Source organism: Caulobacter sp. BK020, assembly GCF_004342605.1.
Classification (GTDB): domain Bacteria; phylum Pseudomonadota; class Alphaproteobacteria; order Caulobacterales; family Caulobacteraceae; genus Caulobacter.
Genome location: NZ_SLZL01000026.1, coordinates 26,770 through 49,352 on the forward strand (window position 1 = coordinate 26,770; position 22,583 = coordinate 49,352).

Annotated in this window: 25 protein-coding genes; 18 read left to right on the forward strand and 7 right to left on the reverse strand. The window is 70.2% G+C overall.

Annotated features, from left to right (window positions below; translation table 11 throughout):
• Window positions 1-10: 10 nt before the first annotated feature.
• Both EV278_RS21900 and EV278_RS21905 read right to left on the reverse strand, forming a co-directional pair.
• Window positions 11-826, reverse strand: a complete 816-nt coding sequence (locus tag EV278_RS21900; RefSeq protein ID WP_132096024.1) for an ABC transporter permease — start codon at window positions 824-826, stop codon at window positions 11-13.
• Window positions 816-1,721, reverse strand: coding sequence for an ABC transporter ATP-binding protein (locus EV278_RS21905; protein WP_132096026.1), 906 nt, complete (start codon window positions 1,719-1,721; stop codon window positions 816-818). The genes EV278_RS21900 and EV278_RS21905 overlap by 11 nt, the downstream gene beginning before the upstream one ends.
• Before the next feature lie 159 nt (window positions 1,722-1,880).
• Between EV278_RS21905 and EV278_RS21910 the strand changes: the two genes are divergently transcribed.
• Window positions 1,881-3,131 (forward strand): ectonucleotide pyrophosphatase/phosphodiesterase, encoded by a 1,251-nt coding sequence (locus EV278_RS21910; RefSeq protein WP_132096028.1) that lies wholly within the window; start codon window positions 1,881-1,883, stop codon window positions 3,129-3,131.
• A 2-nt stretch (window positions 3,132-3,133) separates the two neighbouring features.
• On the opposite strand, the gene EV278_RS21915 is transcribed toward EV278_RS21910, so the two are convergent.
• Entirely contained in the window at window positions 3,134-3,556 is a 423-nt protein-coding gene (locus EV278_RS21915; RefSeq protein ID WP_132096030.1) for a hypothetical protein, read from the reverse strand.
• A 121-nt stretch (window positions 3,557-3,677) separates the two neighbouring features.
• Here EV278_RS21915 and EV278_RS21920 point away from each other — a divergent pair, with 121 nt between their 5' ends.
• The 7 genes from EV278_RS21920 to EV278_RS21950 all read left to right on the forward strand — a co-directional run bounded on the left by EV278_RS21920 (window position 3,678) and on the right by EV278_RS21950 (window position 8,617).
• The gene (locus EV278_RS21920) at window positions 3,678-4,130 is read left to right on the forward strand and encodes a VOC family protein (protein ID WP_132096032.1); all 453 of its coding nucleotides are present in this window, start codon (window positions 3,678-3,680) and stop codon (window positions 4,128-4,130) included.
• The gene (locus tag EV278_RS21925; RefSeq protein ID WP_243692295.1) at window positions 4,127-4,498 is read left to right on the forward strand and encodes an MmcQ/YjbR family DNA-binding protein; all 372 of its coding nucleotides are present in this window, start codon (window positions 4,127-4,129) and stop codon (window positions 4,496-4,498) included. Before EV278_RS21920 ends, EV278_RS21925 begins: the two co-directional genes overlap by 4 nt.
• The gene (locus EV278_RS21930; protein WP_132096034.1) at window positions 4,495-4,824 is read left to right on the forward strand and encodes a metalloregulator ArsR/SmtB family transcription factor; all 330 of its coding nucleotides are present in this window, start codon (window positions 4,495-4,497) and stop codon (window positions 4,822-4,824) included. Before EV278_RS21925 ends, EV278_RS21930 begins: the two co-directional genes overlap by 4 nt.
• The gene (locus EV278_RS21935; protein WP_132096036.1) at window positions 4,821-5,327 is read left to right on the forward strand and encodes an SRPBCC domain-containing protein; all 507 of its coding nucleotides are present in this window, start codon (window positions 4,821-4,823) and stop codon (window positions 5,325-5,327) included. Before EV278_RS21930 ends, EV278_RS21935 begins: the two co-directional genes overlap by 4 nt.
• Window positions 5,324-6,571, forward strand: a complete 1,248-nt coding sequence (locus EV278_RS21940; RefSeq protein WP_132096038.1) for a TCR/Tet family MFS transporter — start codon at window positions 5,324-5,326, stop codon at window positions 6,569-6,571. The genes EV278_RS21935 and EV278_RS21940 overlap by 4 nt, the downstream gene beginning before the upstream one ends.
• A 59-nt stretch (window positions 6,572-6,630) precedes the next feature.
• Window positions 6,631-8,112, forward strand: coding sequence for a DegQ family serine endoprotease (locus EV278_RS21945; RefSeq protein ID WP_207905545.1), 1,482 nt, complete (start codon window positions 6,631-6,633; stop codon window positions 8,110-8,112).
• Between the two features lie 82 nt (window positions 8,113-8,194).
• Window positions 8,195-8,617, forward strand: a complete 423-nt coding sequence (locus EV278_RS21950) for a GFA family protein (RefSeq protein ID WP_132096042.1) — start codon at window positions 8,195-8,197, stop codon at window positions 8,615-8,617.
• A gap of 32 nt (window positions 8,618-8,649) precedes the next feature.
• Here EV278_RS21950 and EV278_RS21955 read toward each other — a convergent pair whose 3' ends face one another.
• Window positions 8,650-9,066: a VOC family protein gene (locus EV278_RS21955; RefSeq protein WP_132096044.1), complete on the reverse strand. Its 417-nt coding sequence runs from the start codon at window positions 9,064-9,066 to the stop codon at window positions 8,650-8,652.
• A gap of 34 nt (window positions 9,067-9,100) precedes the next feature.
• Between EV278_RS21955 and EV278_RS21960 the strand changes: the two genes are divergently transcribed.
• Genes EV278_RS21960 through EV278_RS21975 form a run of 4 tightly spaced genes read left to right on the forward strand, consistent with a single transcriptional unit; the run spans window position 9,101 to window position 12,535 of the window.
• On the forward strand, window positions 9,101-10,402 hold the full coding sequence (locus EV278_RS21960; RefSeq protein ID WP_132096046.1) for a replication-associated recombination protein A: 1,302 nt from the start codon (window positions 9,101-9,103) through the stop codon (window positions 10,400-10,402).
• Entirely contained in the window at window positions 10,399-11,172 is a 774-nt protein-coding gene (locus tag EV278_RS21965; RefSeq protein ID WP_132096048.1) for a hypothetical protein, read from the forward strand. The genes EV278_RS21960 and EV278_RS21965 overlap by 4 nt, the downstream gene beginning before the upstream one ends.
• Window positions 11,169-12,002: an RluA family pseudouridine synthase gene (locus tag EV278_RS21970; RefSeq protein ID WP_132096050.1), complete on the forward strand. Its 834-nt coding sequence runs from the start codon at window positions 11,169-11,171 to the stop codon at window positions 12,000-12,002. The genes EV278_RS21965 and EV278_RS21970 overlap by 4 nt, the downstream gene beginning before the upstream one ends.
• Before the next feature lie 20 nt (window positions 12,003-12,022).
• Window positions 12,023-12,535, forward strand: coding sequence for a hypothetical protein (locus tag EV278_RS21975; protein WP_132096052.1), 513 nt, complete (start codon window positions 12,023-12,025; stop codon window positions 12,533-12,535).
• On the opposite strand, the gene EV278_RS21980 is transcribed toward EV278_RS21975, so the two are convergent.
• Window positions 12,532-13,773: a hypothetical protein gene (locus tag EV278_RS21980; RefSeq protein ID WP_132096053.1), complete on the reverse strand. Its 1,242-nt coding sequence runs from the start codon at window positions 13,771-13,773 to the stop codon at window positions 12,532-12,534. The two genes, EV278_RS21975 and EV278_RS21980, sit on opposite strands and share 4 nt — an antisense overlap.
• A gap of 276 nt (window positions 13,774-14,049) precedes the next feature.
• Here EV278_RS21980 and crcB point away from each other — a divergent pair, with 276 nt between their 5' ends.
• The 4 genes from crcB (at window position 14,050) to EV278_RS22000 (ending at window position 17,915) form a co-directional block, all read left to right on the forward strand.
• Window positions 14,050-14,436 carry a fluoride efflux transporter CrcB gene (gene crcB / locus EV278_RS21985; RefSeq protein ID WP_132096055.1) on the forward strand — a complete coding sequence of 129 codons (387 nt, stop codon included), beginning with the start codon at window positions 14,050-14,052 and terminating at the stop codon, window positions 14,434-14,436.
• On the forward strand, window positions 14,433-15,422 hold the full coding sequence (locus EV278_RS21990) for an RluA family pseudouridine synthase (protein WP_132096057.1): 990 nt from the start codon (window positions 14,433-14,435) through the stop codon (window positions 15,420-15,422). Before crcB ends, EV278_RS21990 begins: the two co-directional genes overlap by 4 nt.
• Before the next feature lie 72 nt (window positions 15,423-15,494).
• The gene (locus EV278_RS21995; protein ID WP_132096059.1) at window positions 15,495-15,701 is read left to right on the forward strand and encodes a hypothetical protein; all 207 of its coding nucleotides are present in this window, start codon (window positions 15,495-15,497) and stop codon (window positions 15,699-15,701) included.
• A gap of 105 nt (window positions 15,702-15,806) precedes the next feature.
• Complete coding sequence (locus tag EV278_RS22000) at window positions 15,807-17,915, forward strand: EAL domain-containing protein (RefSeq protein ID WP_132096061.1); 2,109 nt, start codon at window positions 15,807-15,809, stop codon at window positions 17,913-17,915.
• On the opposite strand, the gene EV278_RS22005 is transcribed toward EV278_RS22000, so the two are convergent.
• Both EV278_RS22005 and EV278_RS22010 read right to left on the reverse strand, forming a co-directional pair.
• Window positions 17,912-19,201 carry a DUF1501 domain-containing protein gene (locus EV278_RS22005; RefSeq protein WP_132096063.1) on the reverse strand — a complete coding sequence of 430 codons (1,290 nt, stop codon included), beginning with the start codon at window positions 19,199-19,201 and terminating at the stop codon, window positions 17,912-17,914. The two genes, EV278_RS22000 and EV278_RS22005, sit on opposite strands and share 4 nt — an antisense overlap.
• Entirely contained in the window at window positions 19,198-20,595 is a 1,398-nt protein-coding gene (locus EV278_RS22010; protein WP_165916742.1) for a DUF1800 family protein, read from the reverse strand. The genes EV278_RS22005 and EV278_RS22010 overlap by 4 nt, the downstream gene beginning before the upstream one ends.
• Before the next feature lie 105 nt (window positions 20,596-20,700).
• Here EV278_RS22010 and EV278_RS22015 point away from each other — a divergent pair, with 105 nt between their 5' ends.
• Both EV278_RS22015 and EV278_RS22020 read left to right on the forward strand, forming a co-directional pair.
• Window positions 20,701-21,426, forward strand: coding sequence for an ATP12 family protein (locus EV278_RS22015; protein ID WP_132096067.1), 726 nt, complete (start codon window positions 20,701-20,703; stop codon window positions 21,424-21,426).
• Window positions 21,427-21,549: 123 nt separating this feature from the next.
• Window positions 21,550-22,583, forward strand: a 1,034-nt coding sequence (locus EV278_RS22020) for an acyl-CoA carboxylase subunit beta (protein ID WP_132096069.1), incomplete at its 3' end; no start/stop codon positions are given.

Below are 22,583 nucleotides of genomic sequence, written 5' to 3' on the forward strand. Positions count from 1 at the left end.
GGCGCTGCCGCTATTCCTTCGTCAGGTCCTGGCGCCGGAACAGCGCCACCGCGCCGCCGGCCAGCACGACCAGCCAGGCCAGCAGCAGCAGCAGCCCCAGGCCGGCGGGACCCGCCTCGGGCCGCATCTCGTCGGGGGCGGCGACGAAGGCCTTGAGAATGCGGCCGGCATAGGCTGGGATCGCCAGCGACTTCCAGGTGGTGGCCTGCATCGTCGCGGCCAGGGTCGATTGCACGAAGACCACGACCAGGCCGGCGATCACCGCCCCCATCGTCGACCGGGTGACGACGCCGACCAGACCGGCCAGGGCCCCGACCAGCATCACCTCCAGCCAGGTGATCACGAAGACCCCGGCGAAATGGCCCATGACGACCGAGCCGCCGGGCGGCGCCACCAGGCGGGCGTGGTTGACTAGGCTGCTGAACAGCCCCGCCAGCGCCGCGGTGACGGCGGTCAGCAGCAGGCTCCAGGCCGCGACCTCGGCGAAGACGATCAGCTTGGCGACCAGCAGGTTGACGCGGCTGTTGCGGGGGGTGAGCAGGCGCCAGGTCTCCCAGCGATAGTCGCCGGCGAAGATCGCCGCCGCGCCGATCAGCAGGAACAGGGCGGTGAACGGGCCTGAGGCTCCCGCCACCGCGCCCATGGCCCGGTTGGCCAGGTCGGTCGTCTCGCCGGGAATGGTCCGATGCAGGACCGCGCGGGTGAACAGGTCGATCGCCATGCTGAACAGCATGGCGACCAGCGGCGCGAAGCCGAAGCCCCAGAACAGAGCGGTCCGGTCGCGGGAGAGGCGGAAGCGCTCGGCGGCGATGGCGTCAGCGAGCATCGACCAGATCCTTGGGTTCGAGGGCGCCGAGATAGGCGCTTTCCAGGTCGGCCTCGCGCCAGCGGGCCTCGGTGATCTCGACCCCGGCCTCGACCAGGGCCCTGATGAGGGCGGGCGTTTCGGCGCGCAGCACGTCGGCCAGCACCGCGTTGGGGCCGTCCGGCTGGCCCTTGGCGCCCAGCACCGCCAGGGCCTTGTCGGCCGGCGAGACGGTCAGGCGCAGGCGGGGCTTGCCGCCGGTCAGGGCCTCGACGTCGCCCTCGGCCGCCAGCTTGCCCTTGGAGAAGATCGCCACCCGGTCGCAGACCCGGCGGACCTCGTCCAGCTGGTGGCTGGCCAGGATGATCGTCACGCCTTCCTTGTCGGCCAGGTCGCGGATCAGGGCGCGGATCTCCTGGATGCCGGCCGGGTCCATGCCGCTGGTCGGCTCGTCCAGGATCACCAGCTCCGGCCGGGTGAAGAAGGCGGCGGCCAGGCCCAGGCGCTGCTTCATGCCCACAGAGAAGGTCCCGGCCTTGCGGTCGGCCGCACCGCCCAGGCCGACGCGCTCGAGCCAGTAGTCGATGTCGGCGGAGCCGACCGCGCCGCTCTCCATGGCCAGCATCTTCAGCACGTCGCGGGCGGTCAGATAGGGCGGATAGCGCGGGGTCTCGATCATCGCTCCGGCTCGCCGCAGAGACGAGGCCTGGCCGGCTGGGGCGCCAAACAGCCGCGCTGTCCCGCTGGTGGGCCTCACCAGCCCCAGGGCGATGCGGAACAGGGTGCTCTTGCCCGCCCCGTTTGGGCCCAGCACGCCGAACACCCCGCCGGCCGGGATGCGCAGCGACAGGCCGTCCAGCGCGCGCACCGCGCCATAGGTCTTGACGAGGCTCTCGGTCTCCAGGGCGAAGCTCATGCGGAGCAGGTTCCGGCGGCGGTCATGCGAGGCGACTCCCTGAAAGATGCGGCGACTATGGCCGGGCGGCCCGCCGTCGCCAAGTTAAGTCGCCGACAGACATGGCGAGCCGTCACAAGACTGGGCTATAGGCCGGGCGTTGCGAGTGCGAGGTGCGTGATGGTCGTTCTACGTCGCTGGACCGCCCTGGTCCTGGCCCTGATCGCGGGCGTCCTGGCCACGACCACGCCGACGCGGGCCGCCAAGCCGCCCGCGAAGCCGCCGCTGACCATCCTGATCTCCCTGGACGGCTTCCGGCCCGACTACCTCGACCGCGGAAACACCCCGAGCCTGAGCGCCCTGGCCGCCGGCGGCGCGCGCGGGGCCATGCGGCCGTCGTTCCCGTCCCTGACCTATCCCAACCACTACACCCTGGTGACCGGCAAGCGGCCCGACCACCACGGCATGGTCAACAACACGCTGGAGGACGAGGCCATTCCCGGCGTCAGCTTCAGCATGTCCAACCCCGAGGCGGTCGGCGACGGCCGCTGGTGGGAGCAGGCCAAGCCGATCTGGGTCAGCGCCGAGCAGCAGGGCGTGCACGCCGGCATCCTGTTCTGGCCGGGCTCGGAGGCGCGGATCGACGGCGTGCGACCCGGCCGCTGGAAGGTGTTCGACATGAAGATGTCGTCCAACGACCGGGTCGACACCCTGCTGGCCTGGATCGACGCCAAGGACCCGCCGCTGGGCCTGGCCACCCTCTATTTCGACCGCACCGACACCGAGGGTCACCACTACGGGCCGGACTCGCCGGAGGTGAACGCGGCCGCCGCCGAGGTGGACGCCGCCATCGGCCGGTTGGTCCAGGGGCTGAAGGCGAGGGGACTCTACGCGACCACCAATATCGTCGTCGTCGCCGACCACGGCATGGCGCCCCAGCCCCTGAGCGGCCTGGTCGATGTGGCGACCCTGGTCGACCCGGCCAAGGTCAGGTTCGTCAGCACCGGCTCGGTCGTCGGCGCGCGCGCCCTGCCGGGTTTCGAGGCGGAGGTGGCGGCGGCGATGCTCAAGGCCCATCCGCACCTGACCTGCTGGAAGAAGGAGAAGGCCCCGGCCCGCTACGGCTACGGGACCAATCCACGCGTGCCGCCGATCGTCTGCCTGGCCGACCGGGGCTGGTACTTCGCCACCGCCAGCGCGATCAAGAAGCGCTGGGCCGAGCATCCGCGCGACGGCGGGGCCCACGGCTACGACCCCTTCGACCCTGCCATGAGGGCGGTGTTCGTCGCCCACGGCCCGGCCTTCCGGTCGGGCGTCGTGCTGCCGGTGTTCGACAATGTCGACGTCTATCCGCTGCTGACCCGCCTGATCGGCGTGAAGGGCGACAAGGGCGACGGCAAGCTGGGGCCGGTGAAGGCGGCGCTGCGTTAGCATCACCAGTGTTGCGAGGAAGGTTCTCCGCCCAAGATGGTCGGCTCCGTGTCGTGGGCCAGAGACGCCAGCGCTTGGGTCAAGGCGTCACAGATCGAAATGTCGTCCATGATGATCTTGTGGAACGCCAGCAGGGGTATGCCTGCATAGTTCATCCGGTCGTAGACGAGAACGTGGCGATGATAGCCGCGTCCGCCGTGCTCGTAGATCACCACATCCAGGACCGGATTGCCTGCGGCGGCGACGAACCGTCGCTTGGGGCCATCGCCCACGTCGGTGGCTTCGAAGGGGCCGCCGGCGGGCGAGAGGCCGCCGGTCTTCATCTTCAGGTCCACCTGGATCGCAGGGGGCAGGGAGTCGAGGGAGGTGAAGGCGGTGAGGTCCGACGGAATCGGGCAAACCGCGGCCGGCGGGACGTCGAACATGGTGCTTCCCCTTTTCGCCGGCAGCTTTGGACGGAAGCCGGGCGGATTTGTGTCGGCTCAGCTTGCCTAAATAGTTTCGATATGCGTTAAATATTGCCGATATTGGAAACGGAGCTTGGCCATGAACCGCGCGGCCCTGACCTCGGCCCTCTGCTATCGCGATCCGAAGGCCGCGCTGAAATTCCTGGAAGCGGCCTTCGGCTTCGAGCTGGTGATGCTGATCGAGGACAACGAGGGGAATCTGGCCCACTCGGAGATGAGTTTCGGCGACAGCGTGGTGATGATCGGCAGCGAGTGGAGCGTCCAGCACAAGAGCCCGGCCTCGATCGACGGGTTCAACACCCAGAGCGTCCACATCCATCTCGAAGGCGACATCGACGCCCATTGCCAACGGGCGCGGGCGGCCGGGGCCGAGATCCTGATGGAGCCGGCCGACCAGTTCTATGGCGATCGCACCTATCGCTGCCGCGATCTGGAGGGTCATTTCTGGACGGTGGGCGCGCCGGTGCGCGACGTCGGCGTCGAGGAGGCCGAGGCGACGTCCGGCCTGAAGGTGGTCAAGGGCTGGGCGTGACCGCGCCGATGACGCCCGACGACTTCCGCCGCCTGGCCCTGGCCCTGCCCGGGGCCGTCGAGAGCTCGCACATGGGCACGGCCGACTTCCGGGTGGGGCGGATCTTCGCCACCCTGGGCTATCCCGACGCAGCGTTCGGCATGGTGTCGCTGACGCGGGACCAGCAGGAGATGGTGACAGGCGCCGAGCCCCGGGTGTTCCGGCTCGTGCCGGGCGCCTGGGGGCTGAAGGGCGCGACCCTGGTCGTGCTGGCCGAGGCCGACGAGCTGACCCTGAGCGGGGCTCTGGAGGCGGCCTGGCGGCTGAAGGCCAACAAGCGGCAGATCGCCTTGCTGGAAGCCGGTCGAGCCCCGGCGGCGACGCCGTGACCGCTTCGCTCGACGTCACCCTGGCGGCCCTGGCCGACCCGCATCGGCGCGCCACCGTCGATCTGCTGCGCCGGGGACCGCGCCGGGCGGGCGAGCTGGCCCAGGCCGCCGGCCTGTCGGCTCCGGCCATGAGCCGCCACCTGCGCGCCCTGCGCCTGGCCGGCCTGGTGGAGGAGACCCACCCGCCGTTCGACGCCCGGGTGCGGATCTACGCCCTGCGCGCCGCGCCGATGGCCGAACTCAAGGCCTGGGCCGAGGCGGCCGAGGGCTTGTGGAGCGACCAACTCCTGGCGCTGAAGGCGCATGTCGAGGACGACAGCGCATGAGTTCCAAGGTGTTGGTCGCCCTGCGGATCAAGGCTCCGCCGCTACGGGTGTTCGAGGTGTTCACCGCCGACATCGGCGCGTGGTGGAGGCCCAACGCCCTGTTCTCATTCACCCCGCGCTCGCCGGGCGTCCTGGCCTTCGAGGGGACCGGTCAGGGCGCCCGCCTGGTCGAGCGCCTGCCGTCGGGCAGGGTGTTCGAGATCGGCTCCGTCCGCGTCTGGGATCCCGGCCAGCGGCTGGTGTTCGGCTGGCGCCAGGCCAGCTTTGCGCCCGGCATGGACACCGAGGTCGAGGTCCGCTTCGAGCCGGTGGGAGACGAGACCCGGGTCACGGTCGAGCATCGCGGCTGGGACATCGTCCCGTCCGAGCACGTAGCGCGGCATCGCTTCCCGGAGGCCGTCTTCCTGCAGCGCCATGCGGAGTGGTGGCGTGCGCTGCTGACAAGTCTCGCCAGCCGGGCGGCTATGGACGTAAAAGAACGCGCCAGGGAGGGCGACGCATGACCAAAACCGCCAGCAAGAACCACCGACAGGCCGCGCTGGGCTTCATCTTCATCACCGCCTGCCTGGACGTGCTGTCGCTGGGGGTGATGATCCCCGTGCTGCCGGAGCTCATGAAGCGCTTCAACGGCGGCGACACCGCCTCGACCGCCCTGTGGGTGGTACTGTTCGCCACCACCTGGGGCGTGATGCAGTTCTTCTGCTCGCCGATCCTGGGCCTGATGTCGGACCGCTGGGGGCGGCGGCCGGTGATCCTGACCTCGATCTTCGGGCTGGGCGTCGATTTCCTGTTCATGGCCTTCGCCCCGACCATCTGGTGGCTGTTCGTCGGCCGGGTGTTCAACGGCATGACGGCGGCCAGCTTCTCGACCGCCGGGGCCTATGTCGCCGACGTCACCAAGCCGGAGGAGCGGGCCAAGGGCTTTGGCCTGATGGGCGCGGCGTTCGGGGTGGGCTTCACCTTCGGCCCGGCCCTGGGCGGCTGGCTGTGGCAGTTCGACCACCGGCTGCCGTTCCTGGTCTGCGCTGGCCTGGCCCTGTGCAACTGGCTGTACGGCTTCTTCGTGCTGCCGGAATCGCTGCCACCCGAGAAACGCGTCCACCGCTTTGACTGGAGCAAGGCCAATCCGCTGGGCTCGCTGAACCTGCTCAAGAGCAAGCCCGACTTGCTGGGCCTGGCGGGCGTGGGCTTCCTGTTCCAGCTGTCGCACAACGTGCTGCCCAGCGTCTTTGTGCTGTACATGGGCTTCCGCTACCACTGGTCGACGGCGGTGATCGGCCTGACCCTGATGGGCAGCGGCGTCGCCGGCATCCTGCTGCAGAGCTTCGTGGTCGGGCCGGTGGTCAAGCGGGTGGGCGAGCGCGGGGCGCTGCTGATCGGCCTGTTCTCGGGCTGCGTCGGCTTCATGATCTACGGCCTGGCGCCGACGGGGTGGCTGTATCTGTGCGGCCTGCCGATCTTCGCCTTCACGGGCCTGATCCAGCCGGGGCTGCAAGGGCTGATGACCCGCCGGGTCCAGCCGTGGGAGCAGGGCCAGCTGCAGGGGGCGAACTCCGCCATGATGGGCGTCACCGCCATCGTCGGGCCGTCGCTGTACCTGCTGCCGTTCTCGTGGGCGGTGCGTCACGACGCGACCCTGCACCTGCCCGGCTTGCCGGCCCTGATCGCCGCCGCCCTGCTGGCGGCCGCCACCGTATTGGCGATCCGCGTGGCGCGCCCCGCCGCGGTGGAACCGAGCGTCGCCTGACGGTCTTTGAACAGCGGCGGCCGGGCTTCACCCGAAATCCCGAACCTTGGCCGCCATCAATGCGCCCGAAAGCTCGGCTGATCTCGCGGGCTGGATTTTCACGGAGTCGCCGAACAACCATGCGATCCTATCGCGTCGTGCTTCCCGCCCTGGCCCTGCTGGCCGCCTGTTCGCCCCAGGGGCCTTCCAAGGCCCAATCGATCCCCGACCTGGCCCAGCCGACCCGTCGCGCGCCTACCGATCCGGGGTCGCTGAAGGCCTCGTTCTCGCCGGTGGTCAAGAAGACCGCCCCGGCCATCGTCAACGTCGCCAGTCGCCGGGTGGTGCGCCAGCGCGTCGACCCGTTCTGGGACTTCTTCATGGGCGGCGGCGACGGCACGCCGCGCGAGCAGGTGCAGGGCTCGCTCGGCTCCGGCGCCATCGTCCGCGCCGACGGGGTGATCATCACCAACCACCACAATATCGAGGGCATGAGCGACGTCACCGTCCAGCTGGCCGACCGCCGGGAGTTCCCGGCCAAGGTGCTTCTGGACGACCCGCGTTCGGACCTGGCGGTGCTGAAGATCGACACCAAGGGCGAGCGCCTGCCGGTGATCGCCATCGACGACCAGGAGCAGCTGGAGGTCGGCGACCTGGTCCTGGCCATGGGCAACCCGTTCGGCGTCGGCCAGACCGTGACCAACGGCATCGTCTCGGCCCTGGCCCGCACCGACGTCGGGGCCGCAGAGTTCGGCAGCTACATCCAGACCGACGCGGCGATCAATCCCGGCAATTCCGGCGGTCCGCTGGTCGACATGGACGGCGACCTGATCGGCATCAACACCTTCATCATCTCGCGTTCGGGCTCCTCGGCCGGCGTCGGCTTCGCCATTCCGGCCGCCGTGGTGCGCCAGGTGGTCAACACCGCCCTGGGCGGCGGCCACAGCGTGGTGCGGCCCTGGCTGGGCGTGAAGGGCCAGCCGGTCACCGGCGATATCGCCCGCAGCCTGGGCCTGACCGCGCCGCGGGGCGTGGTGATCTCCGACGTCTATCCGGGCGGCTCGGCCGACCGGGCGGGCATTCGCGACGGCGACGTGATCCTGTCGATCGACGGCCAGGCGGTGAACGACGAGGGCGGCGGCGCCTTCGCCATCGGCACCCATAAGGTCGGCGACCGGGTCGCGGTGCTGATCAACCGCAACGGCAAGGAACAGACCCTGACCCTGCGGGCCGAGGCCGCCCCGGAAAGCCCTGCCCGCGACGAACGGGTGCTGAAGGGCCGCAACCCGTTCGACGGCGCCACCGTGGTCAATCTGTCGCCGGCCGTGGCCCAGGATCTGAGCGTCGATCCGTTCGCCGGCCGGGGCGTGCTGGTCACCAAGATCGGTCAGGGCTTTGCGCTGAACGCCGGCCTGCGCCCGGGCGACTTCATCCGCGAGGTCAACGGCCGGGCCATCAACACCACCGCCGACTTGGCGGCGGCCTCGAACGCGCCGGCCTCGGTCTGGACGGTGACGATCGAGCGCAACGGCCAGCGGATCACGGCGCGGCTGCGGGCGTAAGGGCGACCGGCGGCGGCGCTTGTTGCGGTGCCGCGGAAGCAGTACCGTCGGGTTGCTGGTCACGCGAACCCAGGAACGTGTCATGACCCATGTCGGAAGCTGCTTTTGCGGCGCGGTCCAGTTGGAGGTCGTCGGCGAACCGGAAGGCATGGGCTATTGCCACTGCCGCTCGTGCCGCGCCTGGTCGGGCGGGCCGGTCAACGCCTTCAGCCTTTGGAAGCCCGAGGTCGTGCGGGTCACTTCGGGGGCCGACGAGCTGGCGACCTACCAAAAGACCGCGTTCAGCCAGCGGCAGTATTGCGCCAAGTGCGGCGGCCATCTGATGACCCTTCATCCGACCCTGGGCCTGGTCGACGTGTTCGCCGCCACACTCCCGACCCTGGCCTTCGCGCCGGGCGTGCACATTAACTATGCCGAGACCGTGCTGCCGATGCGCGACGGCCTGCCGAAGCTGAAGGACTTTCCGGCCGAGTTCGGCGGGTCCGGCGAGACGATGGCGGAGTAAAACGCCCTTCTAGCCGGCCCTGGCAAACGGCCCTAACCCCTGATCTTCGACGCCACCGACCAGGTGTGGCCGAACGGATCGACGAGCTGGCCGTAGCGGTCGCCCCAGAACTGGTCGGCCAGGGGGAAGCGAACGGTCGCTCCGGCCTCGATCGCACGGTTCCACCAGGCGTCGGCGTCATCGACCTGCAGGTGAAGGGTCACGGCGGCCGGCGGTTTGTAATCGCCGTGGGCCATCTCGCTGAAATGGTCCGACAGCATCACCCAGTCGCCATTGATGATCAGCCGGGAATGCAGCAGCCGCTCACCGTCGTCGGCGGTGTTGCGGAACACCTCCTCGGCCCCGAACGCGCGCTTGTAGAAGTCCACGGCCGCCTTGCCGCCGACGACGGAAAGATAGGGGATGACGCCGGTCGTCGGACCCCGGGTCGGATCGCCTTCGTTGGTCATGGTGGTTCCCTCCGTGATTAAGTAAACCTAGCCCATGTCCGATCTTTTCCAAGCCGCCGGCCTGACGCCCCACGCGCCGTCGCCGCTGGCCGACCGCCTGCGTCCCCAGAGCCTCGAGGAGGTGGTGGGCCAGGAGCACCTGCTGGGTCCCGAGGGCCCGATCGGCCGCATGGCGGCGGCCCGACGCCTGGCCTCGATGATCCTGTGGGGCCCGCCCGGCACCGGCAAGACCACCATCGCCCGCCTGCTGGCCAAGGCCGGGGGCTACGAGTTCATGCAGATCTCGGCGGTGTTCTCGGGCGTGGCCGACCTGAAGAAGGCCTTCGAGCAGGCCCGGGTGCGGCGCTCGGCCGGCCAGAGCACCCTTCTGTTCGTCGACGAGATCCACCGCTTCAACCGCGCCCAGCAGGACGGCTTCCTGCCGTTCGTGGAGGAGGGAATCGTCACCCTGGTGGGCGCCACCACCGAGAACCCGTCGTTCGAGCTGAACGGCGCTCTGCTGTCGCGCTGCCAGGTGTTCGTGCTCAAGCGGCTGGACGAGGACGCGCTGGAGGCCCTGCTGGTCAAGGCCGAGACGGCCGAGACCCGCAAGCTGCCGCTGGACGACGACGCGCGCGCGACCCTGATCGCCATGGCTGATGGCGACGGCCGCTACCTGCTGACCCTGACCGAGACCCTGCTGGCCATCGGCACGGACACGCCGCTCAATCCCGCCCAGCTGACCCAGTTCCTGCAGAAGCGCCGCCCGGCCTACGACAAGAACCGCGAGGAGCACTACAACCTGATCTCGGCCCTGCACAAATCGGTGCGCGGCAGCGATCCGGACGCGGCGCTCTACTGGCTGGCCCGGATGCTGGAGGGCGGGGAGGATCCGCTGTTCATCGCCCGCCGCCTGGTGCGCATGGCGTCCGAGGACATCGGCGCGGCCGATCCCCTGAGCCTGCTGCTGACTACGGCCGCCAAGGACGCCTACGACTTCCTGGGCAGCCCCGAGGGCGAACTGGCCCTGGCCCAGGCGGTGGTGCACATGGCCAGCGCGCCCAAGTCCAACGCCGTCTACAACGCCTACAAGGCCGCCCGCCGGCTGGCCAAGGAGACCGGCAGTCTCATGCCGCCGGCCCACATCCTCAACGCCCCGACCAAGCTGATGAAATCGCTGGGCTATGGCGAGGGCTACGCCTACGATCACGACGTCGAGGGCGGGGTGTCGGGCCAGAACTACTTCCCGGACGGCCTGGAACGGCCCAGCCTCTATGAGCCCAAGCCCGTCGGAGCCGAGGCCAAGGTCAAGGAGCGCCTCGACGCCTGGAACCGCCTGCGGAGAGACGGCAAGTGAAGCTTACCCCTGCGGTCCGCGTGACCGCCGCGATCGCCCTGGTCCTGCTGCTGGCCGGCGCGGCGCTGCTGTGGCTGGCCGCCGCCACGCCCTGGCACACCGACTCCAGCGCCTATTTCGCCGAGCTTCGGAAGCTGCGCGCCACGCTCTATTTCGGCCAGCCCGACGCCGACGCCTTCAAGGCCGCCACCGCCAGATTCGCCGCCTTGCAGGCCCAGTACGCCACCCGCAAGTGGCTGTACGCCGACCTCGCCTACGCCTGTTTCGGCCTGGGCGTCTGCGCTGTCGCGGTCACGGGTTTGGCGATGCGGTTCGGGGGGCGGCTGCTACGAACGCAGAAGAGCGCGTGGGTCGTCCTGACCGTCACCTTGCTGGCCCTGGTCGCCACCCTGGCCGGACTGGCCGCTGACCCGCTGCACCGGTTCTATCGCGAGCAGCTGCCCGAATGGTCCGACACCCTGGAGATCCCGCTGGCCGGGGCGCTGGTGGCGATGATCCCGATCGCGACGATCACCCTGCTGCTGGTCTTGCCGCCGTTGATCTTCCGCCGGCGGGCCAGCGGGCCGCTGCTGGTGTTCACCCGGCCGCCGCACTGGCCGTCGATCGTGGCCAACGCCATCTACGCCCTGCCGGTGGCCTTCGCGGTCTTCCTGCTGACCAGCTTCGCCTCGCGCGGCGGCTGGGCGCTGGCCCCGGCGGGGCTGATGCTGCTGTGGCTGTTCCTGAACGGCCGGGCCCTGTGGATCGCGCCCAAGGGAGACGCCGCATGAGCCGTCCACCGCCCGGCAAGCCGGGCCGGCGCCCGCCCGGCGTCGCCAAGCCCAAGGCCTCGGACACGCCGATCGCCCTGACCCCTGAAGAGATCGCCTTCACCCGGTCGCTGGTGATCCACGAGGATGACAGCGTCTTCGTCCTGAACAAACCGGCGGGTCTGTCCAGCCAAGGCGGGCGCATCCAGGCCCATACGCTGGACGACCTGCTTTGGGCCCTCGCCCGGCGCGACCGGCCGCGGCCGCGCCTGATCCATCGCCTGGACCGCGACACCTCGGGCGTGATCCTGACCGCGCGCACCAAGCCGGCCGCGACTTTCCTGGGCAAGGCCTTGATGGGCAAGCGGTTCCGCAAGACCTACCTGGCCATCGTCACGCCCGGCGCGCCCGAGCCGCGCGGCGGCCAGATCGACGCGGCCCTACGCCGCGAGTCGATCGGACGCGAGGCCTATATGCGGGTCTGCGCCGCTGACCACCCTGACGCCGAGACTGCGCGCAGCCGCTACCGCACCCTGGCGGCGGTGGACGGCGCGGCCCTGGTCGAGCTGAGCCCCGACACGGGCCGCATGCACCAGCTGCGGGTCCACATGGCCTCGATCGGCCGCCCGATCGCCGGCGACAGCCGCTACGGCGGGGCGCTGATGCTGGGCGGGGCGCCCGCGCCGCGGCTGATGCTGCACGCCGTCCAGCTGGTCTTCCCGCATCCCGAAGGCGGCGAGCGGCGGGTCAGCGCGCCGATCCCCGACGACATGCGCGCGGTTTTGGATAAGCTGGGCCTTCAACTTCCCGAGCGGAGCCCCCCGGAACAGGGGCGGCAGGGAAACCGTTAAGCCTGGCAGGAGATTTCGCCATGAAGCGTCAGAATACGAAAGGTCTGATCGCGCTCGCCTTTTCCGCCGCCCTGCTGACCGCCTGCGCCACTTCGCCGACGCTGTACGGGCCGCAGACCGGGCCGCGCGGGGCCGGCTATTCGGAGTACCGCCTGGAGGCCGGCCGCTATCGGGTGACCTTCCAGGGCAATCCCGGCGCGCCGGTCAACCAGGTCTCGGACTACGCGTTGCTGCGCTCGGCCGAACTGGCCCTGCGCGACGGCTATGACTGGTTCCGGGTGGCCGACCGCATGACCCAGCAGACGGGCTCCGGCCGGGGCTCCAGCCTGTCGATCGGCGGCGGCTCGGGCAGCTATGGCCGGCGCAGCGGGGTCGGACTGGGCGTTGGCACCAGCTTCAACCTCGGCCCTGGGCCGGCGATCAGCAGTTCGATGGAGGTGGTGTTCGGCAAGGGCCAGCCGCCGCGCGACGCCGACGTCTACGATGCCCGCGCCATCGTCCGCACCGTGGGGCAGGGGCGGGCGGCCGTTTAGCCCGCCGCCTTCTTCGTCCCAGTCGCCGCGACCGGATAGGCCGCGCGCAGGGCCGCGTGGGTCAGGCCGGCGGTCTCGGCGGCGGCGAAATAGCCCTCGGCCGGCAGGCCTTGCAGGGCGACCATCGGAGCCAGGCCCCGCGCTTCGCGTCCGAAGGCCATGATGTCGGCGGCGATTTTCTCGGCCGGGCCGCTCAGGTCGCTGGCGTCCAGGGTCAGGCCCTGCAGGCGGGCGTCGCGCAGCACGCGCAGCGCTTCCTTCTCGGGCGGCACGCGGGCGATGACGCCGCGCGTCAGGGCCTTGAGCAGCCCGACCACTTCCAGCAGGCGTCCGGCGGGCGTGCCGCGCGTGACATCGACCAGCTCCATCATTACCCCGCCGCGGAGCAGGGCCAGGGACAGGCCTGAGGTGCCGGTCAACATGTCGCGCCCGCGCTGGGTGCCCAGGGTGCGGAACGAGGCCGGCACGATCAGGTCGGGCCGGTCGTGGCCCTGCGAGGCGCGGGCGAACACGGCGGCGTACTTCAGGGCCGCCTCGTCGATGAAGGCCGCGTCGCGGTCGGGCAGGCGCGAGACGGCGCGGGCGCTGATCTGCTTGCCTGTGCCCAGGTGGGTGACCACCGGCTCGATGCGCACCGCCGTGGCGATGTTGCGCTTGAGGCTGATCACGTGCTCCAGCGTGAAGTCGACGCGCAGAGCCGCCCCGCCGGCGGTGGTGAAGGCCACGGGCGTGCGCCGGGTCTCTTCCAGCGGATCGATGTCGAAGCGGATGGGCGAGCGGGTAGAGTCGCGGCGCGCCCGGGCGGCCAGGATGACCGACGCGTCGACCGGGCGGCAGACCAGGCCGCCGGCTTCGACGCCGATCACGGCGCGCACGCCCAGATCGGTGGGCTCGGCCGCGCCCAGCAGGTGGGTCAGCACGTCTTCCAGGATGCGCACGCTGGTGGCCTGGGCCGCCAGGCCCTGGTCGTTGTTCATGGCGATCAGGAAGTCTTCCTCGCCGATCCGGGCGCGCAGGTCGCTGCGGTCCAGGTGCTCGGCCAGCTTGCGCTCGACATAGGTCCAGACGTCGACGCGCTTCTTGTCCCACCAGTCACCGGCCCAGCGGCGGATGGCCTTGACGCTGATGACGTTGACCGAGCCACGAGTAACCAGCTCCGACCCCGCCAGGCGCTGGAGTACGGGGCCGCTGAGAGCCAGGTGCTCGGTCCGGTCGTTATGCATCGAATCGAAGGGCATGGTCGCCTTGGCGCGGGAGGAGCCCATAAGATGCCTTTTACAGCCTTAACGGTCGGTGCAGGAACACGGTTTGCAAACGAGGTTACCGTAACGCACCCAAACGTTAAGATGCCCATTTTCCGGGCCTTTTGACGTGAAACGGAGGCGGCTTTAAGGCTCCTGGCGAGCAGCGGAACCGCGAAAACCGCGTCGCCGCGTTAACCTTCGGCGACACGGCTTTTGAGGCGAATTCAGGCGCGGCTTGGCGTTTGCGGCCGCGCGGCGCATAAGGGCGCGATGACCAAGCTCCTCCTTGTCGCCGTCGGGGGCGCCCTGGGCTCCGTCGCTCGCTACCTGGTGGGGATCCAAGCCCTGCGCCTGTTCGGGGCGAACTGGCCGTACGGCACCTTCATCGTCAACCTGGCGGGCGGGCTGCTGATGGGCCTGCTGGCCGCCTGGCTGGCCCTGCGGGGCGGTGCGCAGCAGGAGCACTGGCGCGTCCTGCTCGGGGTCGGCGTCATGGGGGGCTTCACCACCTTTTCGGCCTTTTCGCTGGAGACCGCGCTGATGATCGAGAAGCGCGCCTACGCCCAGGCCTTCACCTATACGACCGCCAGCGTGATCCTGTCCGTGGCGGCCATCTTCGCGGGCCTCTTGATCGCCCGAAGGATCTTTTCGGCATGAAAGAAGTCCGCACGCTCTATGTGGACGCGGGTGAAGACGGCGTCCGCCTGGACCGCTGGTTCAAGCGCCGCTGGCCGCACCTGAACCATATCCAGCTCAACAAGCTGTTCCGCTCCGGCCAGGTGCGGGTCGACGGCTCGCGCGCCAAGGCCGACACCAAGCTGGCGGCCGGCAGCCAGATCCGCGTGCCGCCGCTGCCCGACGCCCCCGACCCGTCCGAAAGGGGCAAGCTGTCGCCGCGCGACATCGCCTTCGCCAAGTCGCTGGTGCTGTATGAGGACGAGGAGGTTCTGGCCCTGAACAAGCCGGCCGGCCTGGCGGTGCAGGGCGGCACCAAGACCACGCACCATATCGACAAGCTGCTCAGCGCCTGGGGCGAGGGCGTGGACCGGCCCAAGCTGGTCCACCGCCTAGACCGCGACACCTCCGGCGTCCTGCTGCTGGGCAAGACCCCGGCGGCTGCGGCTCGTCTATCCGGCGCCTTCGCCAAGCGCCGGGCCCAGAAGACCTACTGGGCCATCGTCGCGGGCAATCCGCACCCGACCGAAGGCGTGATCGAGCTGCATCTGGCCAAACGCGGCGTGGGCGATCGCGAACTGGTGGTGCCCGCCGAGCCAAAGGATCTGGACGCCCAGCCGGCCGAGACTGAGTTCGTCTCGATCAGCCGGGCCGGTCCGCGCGTCACCTGGATGGCCCTGCGCCCGCACACCGGCCGCACCCATCAGCTGCGCGCCCACATGAAGGCCATCGGCCACCCTATCCTGGGCGACCCGAAGTACAGCGACGACAAGTCCGCGCCGTTGTCGGAGGGGCTGAAGCTGCAGCTGCACGCCCGCTCGATCATCCTGCCGCATCCCACGGTGGGAACCCTGGCCATCGAGGCGCCGCTGAGCCCGGAGATGAGAGCGGGCTTCGCCAAGTTCGGCTTTTCGGAGGACGAGGCCGAGTACGATCCGTTCGTGCGGCGGCAGACCAAGCGTCGGTAGCCCCCTGCGGCGAAGGCTTGAGCGCTCTCGTGGGCTGTGACAAGGTTTTTCCTCAACCCTGAGGATTGGGTCATGGCCTTCGTGAGCTTCACGCGTCCGGACGACTCGCCGGTGTCGATCAACACGGCCGAGGTGTTGAGCTTCGCGCCCGTACCGACCGATGGACCCCTGGCGGGCCCGCTGAGGGCCGGCACGCGGATCGCCTTCAGGAACGGCAGGCACCAGGACGTCAAGGAACTGGTCGAGGTGGTCGAGCGCAAGCTGAACGCGGCGGGGTAGCCGCCGGCCTGCGACGTTGCACCACAGGCGGGCGGGGTCTTTCGTCATCAACTTATTAGCGACGTTCGCCGACCCTGCCGTCGTGGGCAGACAAGGGTGTTCGTCATGAGTTCGCAGGTCATCGCGCTGGATCTTCTGGAGCGCCGATCGGCCGCTCTATCCGCAGCTGAAAGGGCGCTACGGATCACGTTGAGCGGCTCGCCGACTCCCATCGTGCTGCTCGACCTGGATCTGAGACCTGTGTTGTTCAGCCAGGGCTGGCTGGACCAGGCCGTGACCCCCCGGACCGCGCAATCTCCGAACGCCGAACCGCTGGCGCCGAACGCTGAGTTCACGGCCGCCGCCGGACGCTGTCTCGAAACCGGCGCGGTGGAGACCTGCCGGGTCGAAATCCCCACGGACGCCGAAGGGGGCGCGCGCTGGTACAGTTTCGAGCTCAGCCCCTGGCCGCGCGGGTCCGCCTACAGCCGGTTCGTCGTCGTCGGGCGCGAGGTGACCGAGGCGGTCTTGGCGGCGCGTGAGGCCGAGCTGGCCGGTCAGCGCCTGGCCGAGCAGAACGCGCGCTTCGACGCGGCCTTGAGCAACATGCCCCACGGGCTCTGCATGTTCGACGCCGAGAAGCGGTTGATCCTGTGCAACACCGCCTATCGCCGGCTCTACGACCTGCCGGACGCGCTGGGCGTTCCCGGGACGCCGCTGGACGACATCCTGGAGCATCGCTGCTCGATCGGCAAAGGTCCCCGCAGCTTCGCGACCTTCTACGCCGCCACCGTCGAGGCGGCCCTGAGGGGCGCGGCGGCGACGCGCGACGTGGAACTGACCGACGGGCGCACCATCCGCATCACCCACAATCCCACCGCGGACGGCGGCTATGTGGCGACCCACGAGGACGTCACCGAGTCGATCAGCGCCGCCGCCCAGATCGAGTTTCTGGCCTTCCGCGATCCCTTGACGGGCCTGCCCAACCGCGCCGCCTTCCAGCGGGCCTATGACGACGCCGTGGCCGCCGCCGAGCAGGGCGAGATGTTCGGCCTGATCATGCTCGACGTCGACCACTTCAAGGACGTCAACGACACCTTGGGCCACGACGCCGGCGACGCCCTGCTGAAGGCGCTGGCCGGCCAGCTCAAGCGGGCCTTCCGGCGCAACGACACCGTGGCCCGGCTGGGCGGCGACGAGTTCGCCATCGTGCTGCGCGACCTCAAGAGCGAGGCCGACATGACCCGCCCGATCGAGGTGCTGCAGGGCCTGCTGCGGACGCCGATCGAACACGCCGGCCAGAGCTTCACCATCTGCGCCAGCATCGGCGCGGCGGTTCACGGCGACCCGGACGCCGATCCCACCCACCTGCTCAAGAACGCCGACGTCGCGCTGTATCAAGCCAAGTACGACGGCCGCAACCGCAGCGTCGTCTTCCGGCCGGCCATGCGGACGGAGGTCGAGCAGCGTGTCGAGTTGCTGCGCGAGGTCCGCCTGGCGATCAGCCAGGGTGAGTTCGACCTGTTCTACCAGCCTGTCGTCGACCTGGCCGGCAACACCGTGGCCGGCTTCGAGGCGCTGATGCGCTGGAACCATCCCGAGCAGGGGGTCCTGCCGCCGGCCGCCTTCATGGCCGCGTTCGAGGACAACGACCTGTCGCTGCAGCTGGGCGAGGTGGCCTTCGAGCGCGCCCTGGGCCAGATGCGCGCCTGGCTCGACCAGGGCGTGGAGTTCGGCCGCGTGGCGATCAACATCTCGGCGGCCCAGTTCCGCACCGGACGCCTGGCCGCCGAGATCGCCGCCAAGCTGGCCCGCTGGAACGTGCCCGCGGATCGCCTGACCATCGAGGTCACCGAGAACGTCTATATGGGCTGGGGCGCCGAGGTGGTCAGCGACACGGTCAGGCAGCTGCACGACACCGGCGTGCTGATCGCCCTGGACGACTTCGGCACCGGCTACGCCTCGCTGGCCAACCTGCGGCAGTTCCCGATCGACCGCCTGAAGATCGACAAGTCCTTCGTCCAGAACAGCCAGGACGACGCCATCGTCCGAGCGGTGATCAATCTGGGCTCCAGCATGGGCATGAAGGTGGTGGCCGAAGGGGTCGAGCGGCCTGACCAGGTGGCGACCCTGACCCAGTACGGCTGCGACCAGGTCCAGGGCTATCATTTCGCCCGGCCGATGCCCGCCACCGAGGTGGCCGGCTTCATCGAGGCCTTCTCGACGCGAGCCTAGACCAGGTCCGTCACCGGCTTGGCGTCGGCGCTGTCGGGAAAGACCGTGGCGTCCAGGGCCGCGCGGTCGACGCCCAGGTGGTCGGCCAGCACGCCCTTGAACAGCCCGCGCATGTCGAGGGTGGGGCGCACGTCGCGGTTCTCGAACAGAGCTTCCTGTTTCAGGCTGGGCCAGTCGCCGATGATGCCGCCGGCCTTGAGCCTGCCGCCCAGCACCAGGGCGGTCGAGCCGGTTCCGTGGTCGGTGCCGCCGGTGCCGTTGACCCGGGCGGTGCGGCCGAACTCGGTGGCGGCGACCACGACGGTGTTGCGCCACTCGTCGCCCAGGCCGGTGTTCAGGCCGTCGAGCACGGCGTCCAGATAGGACAGGCGGGTGTTCAGCTGGCCGACCTGGCCGGCATGGGTGTCCCAGCCGTCCAGCGAGATGGCGGCGATGCGCGGCCCGCCGTCCTGCACCATGAAGCCCGCCAGGGTCGCGCCCAGCTTGCGGGCGGCCTCGCGGCCCTGGCGCTGGCCGGCGATGGCCCGGGCGTCCTGGGCCATGGGCGGCGACGCGGCGACCTGGGGCGCCATCCCGGAACCGTTCATCGCCGTCGTGTCCGTCGAGACGGGGACGGGCGCGGGGTTGAGCGCGGTCATCGCCGCCTGGGCCATGGCCTCGGTCTCCAGACCGCGGGCGAAGGCCGGACCCATCAGCGGGTCGGCCTTGTAGAGGTCCTGCAGCAGGGTGGGCAGGCGGGCGGTCTCGTCGACCCCCTTGCCCGGCGACCAGCTGGCGGCCTGGACCTTGCCGCGCAGGATCAGCGGCGCGGTGGCTCCCACCGACAGGCCCTCGACCCGCGACGGCCCCATCACCTCCAGCGTGCGGTTCAGCCAGCCGGTGCTGACGCCGTAGACCTGCGCCGCGCCGGTCTCCAGCACGTCCTGGGCCTCGAAGTGCGAGCGGGCGCGGTCGGGGCTGGCGATGGCCGGGGCGATGCGGGCCTGGCCCTTCAGCGCCAGGGCGTGCACTGATTGCAGGGCGGGGTGCAGGCCGAAGGTCCCGTCCAGCTTCAAGGCCTGGTCGGGCGCCACCGCCACCGCCCCGCGCAGGGCCGCGTAGTCGGGATCGCCGACCGGCGGGCTGACGGTCAGGCCGTCCATGCCGCCCCGGCAGATCACCACGACCAGCTTGCGACGGGCCATCGCGCCGTCGGCGGCGAAGGCCGAGCCGCCCAGGAAGCTGACGGAAACGCCCAGGCCGGCGACCTGCAGCAGCAGCGAGCGGCGGGAAAGCGGCGCGGTCATCGGCGTTGGAACTCCGGGCTCATCAGCAGCAGGGCCATGGCTTCGCGGCGGGTCTCGGCCCGGGCCACGGCCTTGGCGACCGGCGGGGTCAGGCGCGCGCCTAGGGCCGTCTGGGCCAGCAGGCTGGGATCGAGGCGATCGGCGACCACGGCGGCGAAGCCTTCGCTGAACCGCAGGCGCTTGATCAGGGCGTCGGGCGCGCACCAGACCTGGGCCTCGTCGGCCCAGCCCTTGGGGGAGGGGGCCGAGAACGGCTTCTGGCCCAACCCCGTCAGCACCGGCGCCAGCTTGTCGATCCCTGACGGCTGGGCGTCGACGGACCGCCAGGTCGAGATCGCGAACTCGTAGGGGGTCTTGAACTTGGCGGCGACGGGATCCCAGGCCTCGGGCGCGGCGACCAGGGCGCGGGCCACCTCGTCCAGCCGTCCGTCGCTGTCGAGATAGGCCTTGCGCAGCCGGGCGACGAGGGCGGGCGGCGGCGTGTCGCTGACGAAGTGGACCGCCAGCTTGGTCGCCAGGTGATAGGCGGTGTGCGGGCTGGCCGCCAGGGCGCGCATCACCGCCAGGGCCTGGGCCTGGCCTTCCTGGGCGTAGCGCCGGCCCATCACTGTCCGCGCGCCGGGCTCGTGGGCGTTGTCGCGGAACAGGAACCGGTGCGGGCTGGGATCCTTCGGCCGGCCGATGCTGAACCCGGTCATGGCCCGGGCGAACTCGGTGACGTCGGCCTGGTGGTAGCCCGCGTCGACGCCGACCGTGTGCAGTTCCAGGATCTCGCGGGCCAGGTTCTCGTTCAGCCCGCCGGCCGTCTTGCCGGCCTTGCGCTGATATTGCGCCGCCCGGCTGTTGGGGCCCACCGACTGGGCCTGGTCCAGATACAGCAGCATGGCCGGATGGGTGGAGGAGGCGACCAGCAGGTCCTCGAACCGGCCGAACACGTGCGGCCGGATGGCCTCCCGCTCGAACGGTCCCGCCACCGCTCCGACGGCCAGGCTGGTGGCCGAGACGGTGAAGTGGTTGGCCCAGAACAGCGCCCAGCGCTCGCGGAACGCCGCGTCGGTGGTGGCCCCCAGCCGGGCGCGGGCCAGGAAGTCGTCGCCGGCCTGATCCCTCAGGTCCTTCTGGAGGTCCTTGACCGGCGCGCTCTTGGCGTCGCCCCCCATGTCCTTCTGGGCCGCCTTGGCGTCGCGCTTCTGCATCTGGTAGTCGCTGACCTCGGCCAGGCGCTGGGCCGAGTCTTCGCCGCCTTGCGGCTGGTCGGCGCCTTCGGGTCGGATCTGGGCCGCCAGGAAGCCGCGCGGATCGTCGCGGGCCGCGTCGATCTCGCCGGGCCGCGCGCCCAGGCCGAAGCGGGTCGCGGCGATGGCCGCCATGAGGTCGTTGGAAGGCAGGCTCACGCCGTTCGTCTCCCTTGCGTCGCCGGTCTTGCCTTGGGCGCGTTGTTTGCCCATTCAACGGCTTGAAACCGCTGTTTTGATGTCTGGACTGAAAAGAAGTTCGCCTTGGCCGACAAGCCCGACCTGCTGCAACGTCCCCGCCGCTTCTACAAGGCCGCCACGGCCGGCCCCGTGGACGGTGGTTTCGCCGTGCTGCTGGACGGCCGCACGCCCAAGTCACCGGCCCGGTCGCCGCTGGTCCTGCCGACCCTGGCCCTGGCCCAGCTGGTCGCCGCCGAGTGGGAGGCCCAGGTCGAGGTGATCGACTCCACCGCCATGCCCGCCACCCGCCTGGCCTTCACCGCCATCGACCGCATCCGCGAGACCCGGGCCGAGGTGGCCGGCGAGGTCGCGGCCTACGCCGGCTCGGACCTGCTGTGCTATTGGGCCGACCATCCCACGCCTTTGGTCGAGCGCCAGAAGCGCGACTGGGGCGCTCTGCTGGACTGGGTCAGGGCCGAGCTGGGCGTGCACCTGACCCCCGCGTCCGGCGTGATCCACACCGCCCAGTCGCCGGCCGCCCTGGCCAGCGTCGAGGCCCTGGCCCTGACCCTGGACGACTTCAGCCTGGCGGGCGTGGCCTATGGCGCGGGCCTGTTCGGCTCGACGGTGCTGACCCTGGCCCTGCGCGCGGGCACGGTGACCGGCCGCAAGGCCCTGGACCTGTCGCGGCTGGAGGAGATCTTCCAGGCCGAGACCTGGGGCCAGGACGCCGAGGCCGTCGCCCGGGCCGAGGCCCTGGCGGTCGAGGCGCAAGTGCTGGAGCGCTGGTTCGCGGCCCTGCGGCGCTGAGGGGAACGGCGCTCGCCGCCTGCCTGCCCCAGGGTGCGCCTTGCCACGGAAAGCTCGCGCCATTAGGCCTCGGCCCATAAGGTGGGAAAACCGCCCAGGTAAAAGAGCAGGGAGCCTATCCGCGTGCAGCACATACTGGAGGAACTGGATCGCCGTCGCGAGCAGGCGCGGGCCGGGGGCGGCGAGGCGCGGGTGGCGGCCCAGCACGCCAAGGGCAAGCTGACGGCGCGGGAAAGGATCGACCTGCTGCTGGACGAGGGTTCGTTCGAGGAGTTCGACATGTTCGTCGAGCACCGGGGGACCGAGTTCGGCATGGCCGAGCAGAAGGTGCCGGGCGACGGGGTGGTGACCGGCTGGGGCACGATCAACGGCAAGGTCGTCTATGTGTTCTCCAAGGATTTCACGGTGTTCGGCGGCTCGCTGAGCGGGGCGCACGCGGCCAAGATCGTCAAGGTCCAGCGCCAGGCCATGAAGGTGGGCGCGCCGATCATCGGCCTGTTCGACGCAGGCGGGGCGCGCATCCAGGAGGGCGTGGACAGCCTGGCCGGCTACGCCGACATCTTCCTGGAGAACGTCATGGCCTCGGGCGTGGTGCCGCAGATCAGCGTGATCATGGGCCCGTGCGCCGGCGGCGACGTCTACAGCCCGGCGATGACCGACTTCATCTTCATGGTCAGGGACACCAGCTACATGTTCGTGACCGGGCCGGACGTGGTCAAGACCGTGACCAACGAGGTGGTCACCGCCGAGGAGCTGGGCGGGGCGCGGGTGCATGCGGCCAAGTCGGGCGTGGCCGAAGGCGCGTTCGAGAACGACCTGGAGGCCCTGACCCAGGTACGCCGCTTGGTCGACTTCTTGCCCTCAAGCAACCGCCAGGCCGCCCCTGAGCGTGAAAGCTTCGACGACCCTCATCGCGCCGAGCCCAGCCTTGACAGCCTGATCCCCGCCGACCCGGGCAAGCCCTACGACATCAAGGAGCTGATCCTGAAGATCGTCGACGAGGCCGACTTCTTCGAGATCTCCAGCGAGTGGGCCAAGAACATCGTCTGCGGCTTTGCGCGGATGGACGGGGAAAGCGTCGGCATCGTCGCCAACCAGCCGCAGGTGCTGGCCGGGGTGCTGGACATCGACAGCTCGCGCAAGGCCGCCCGCTTCGT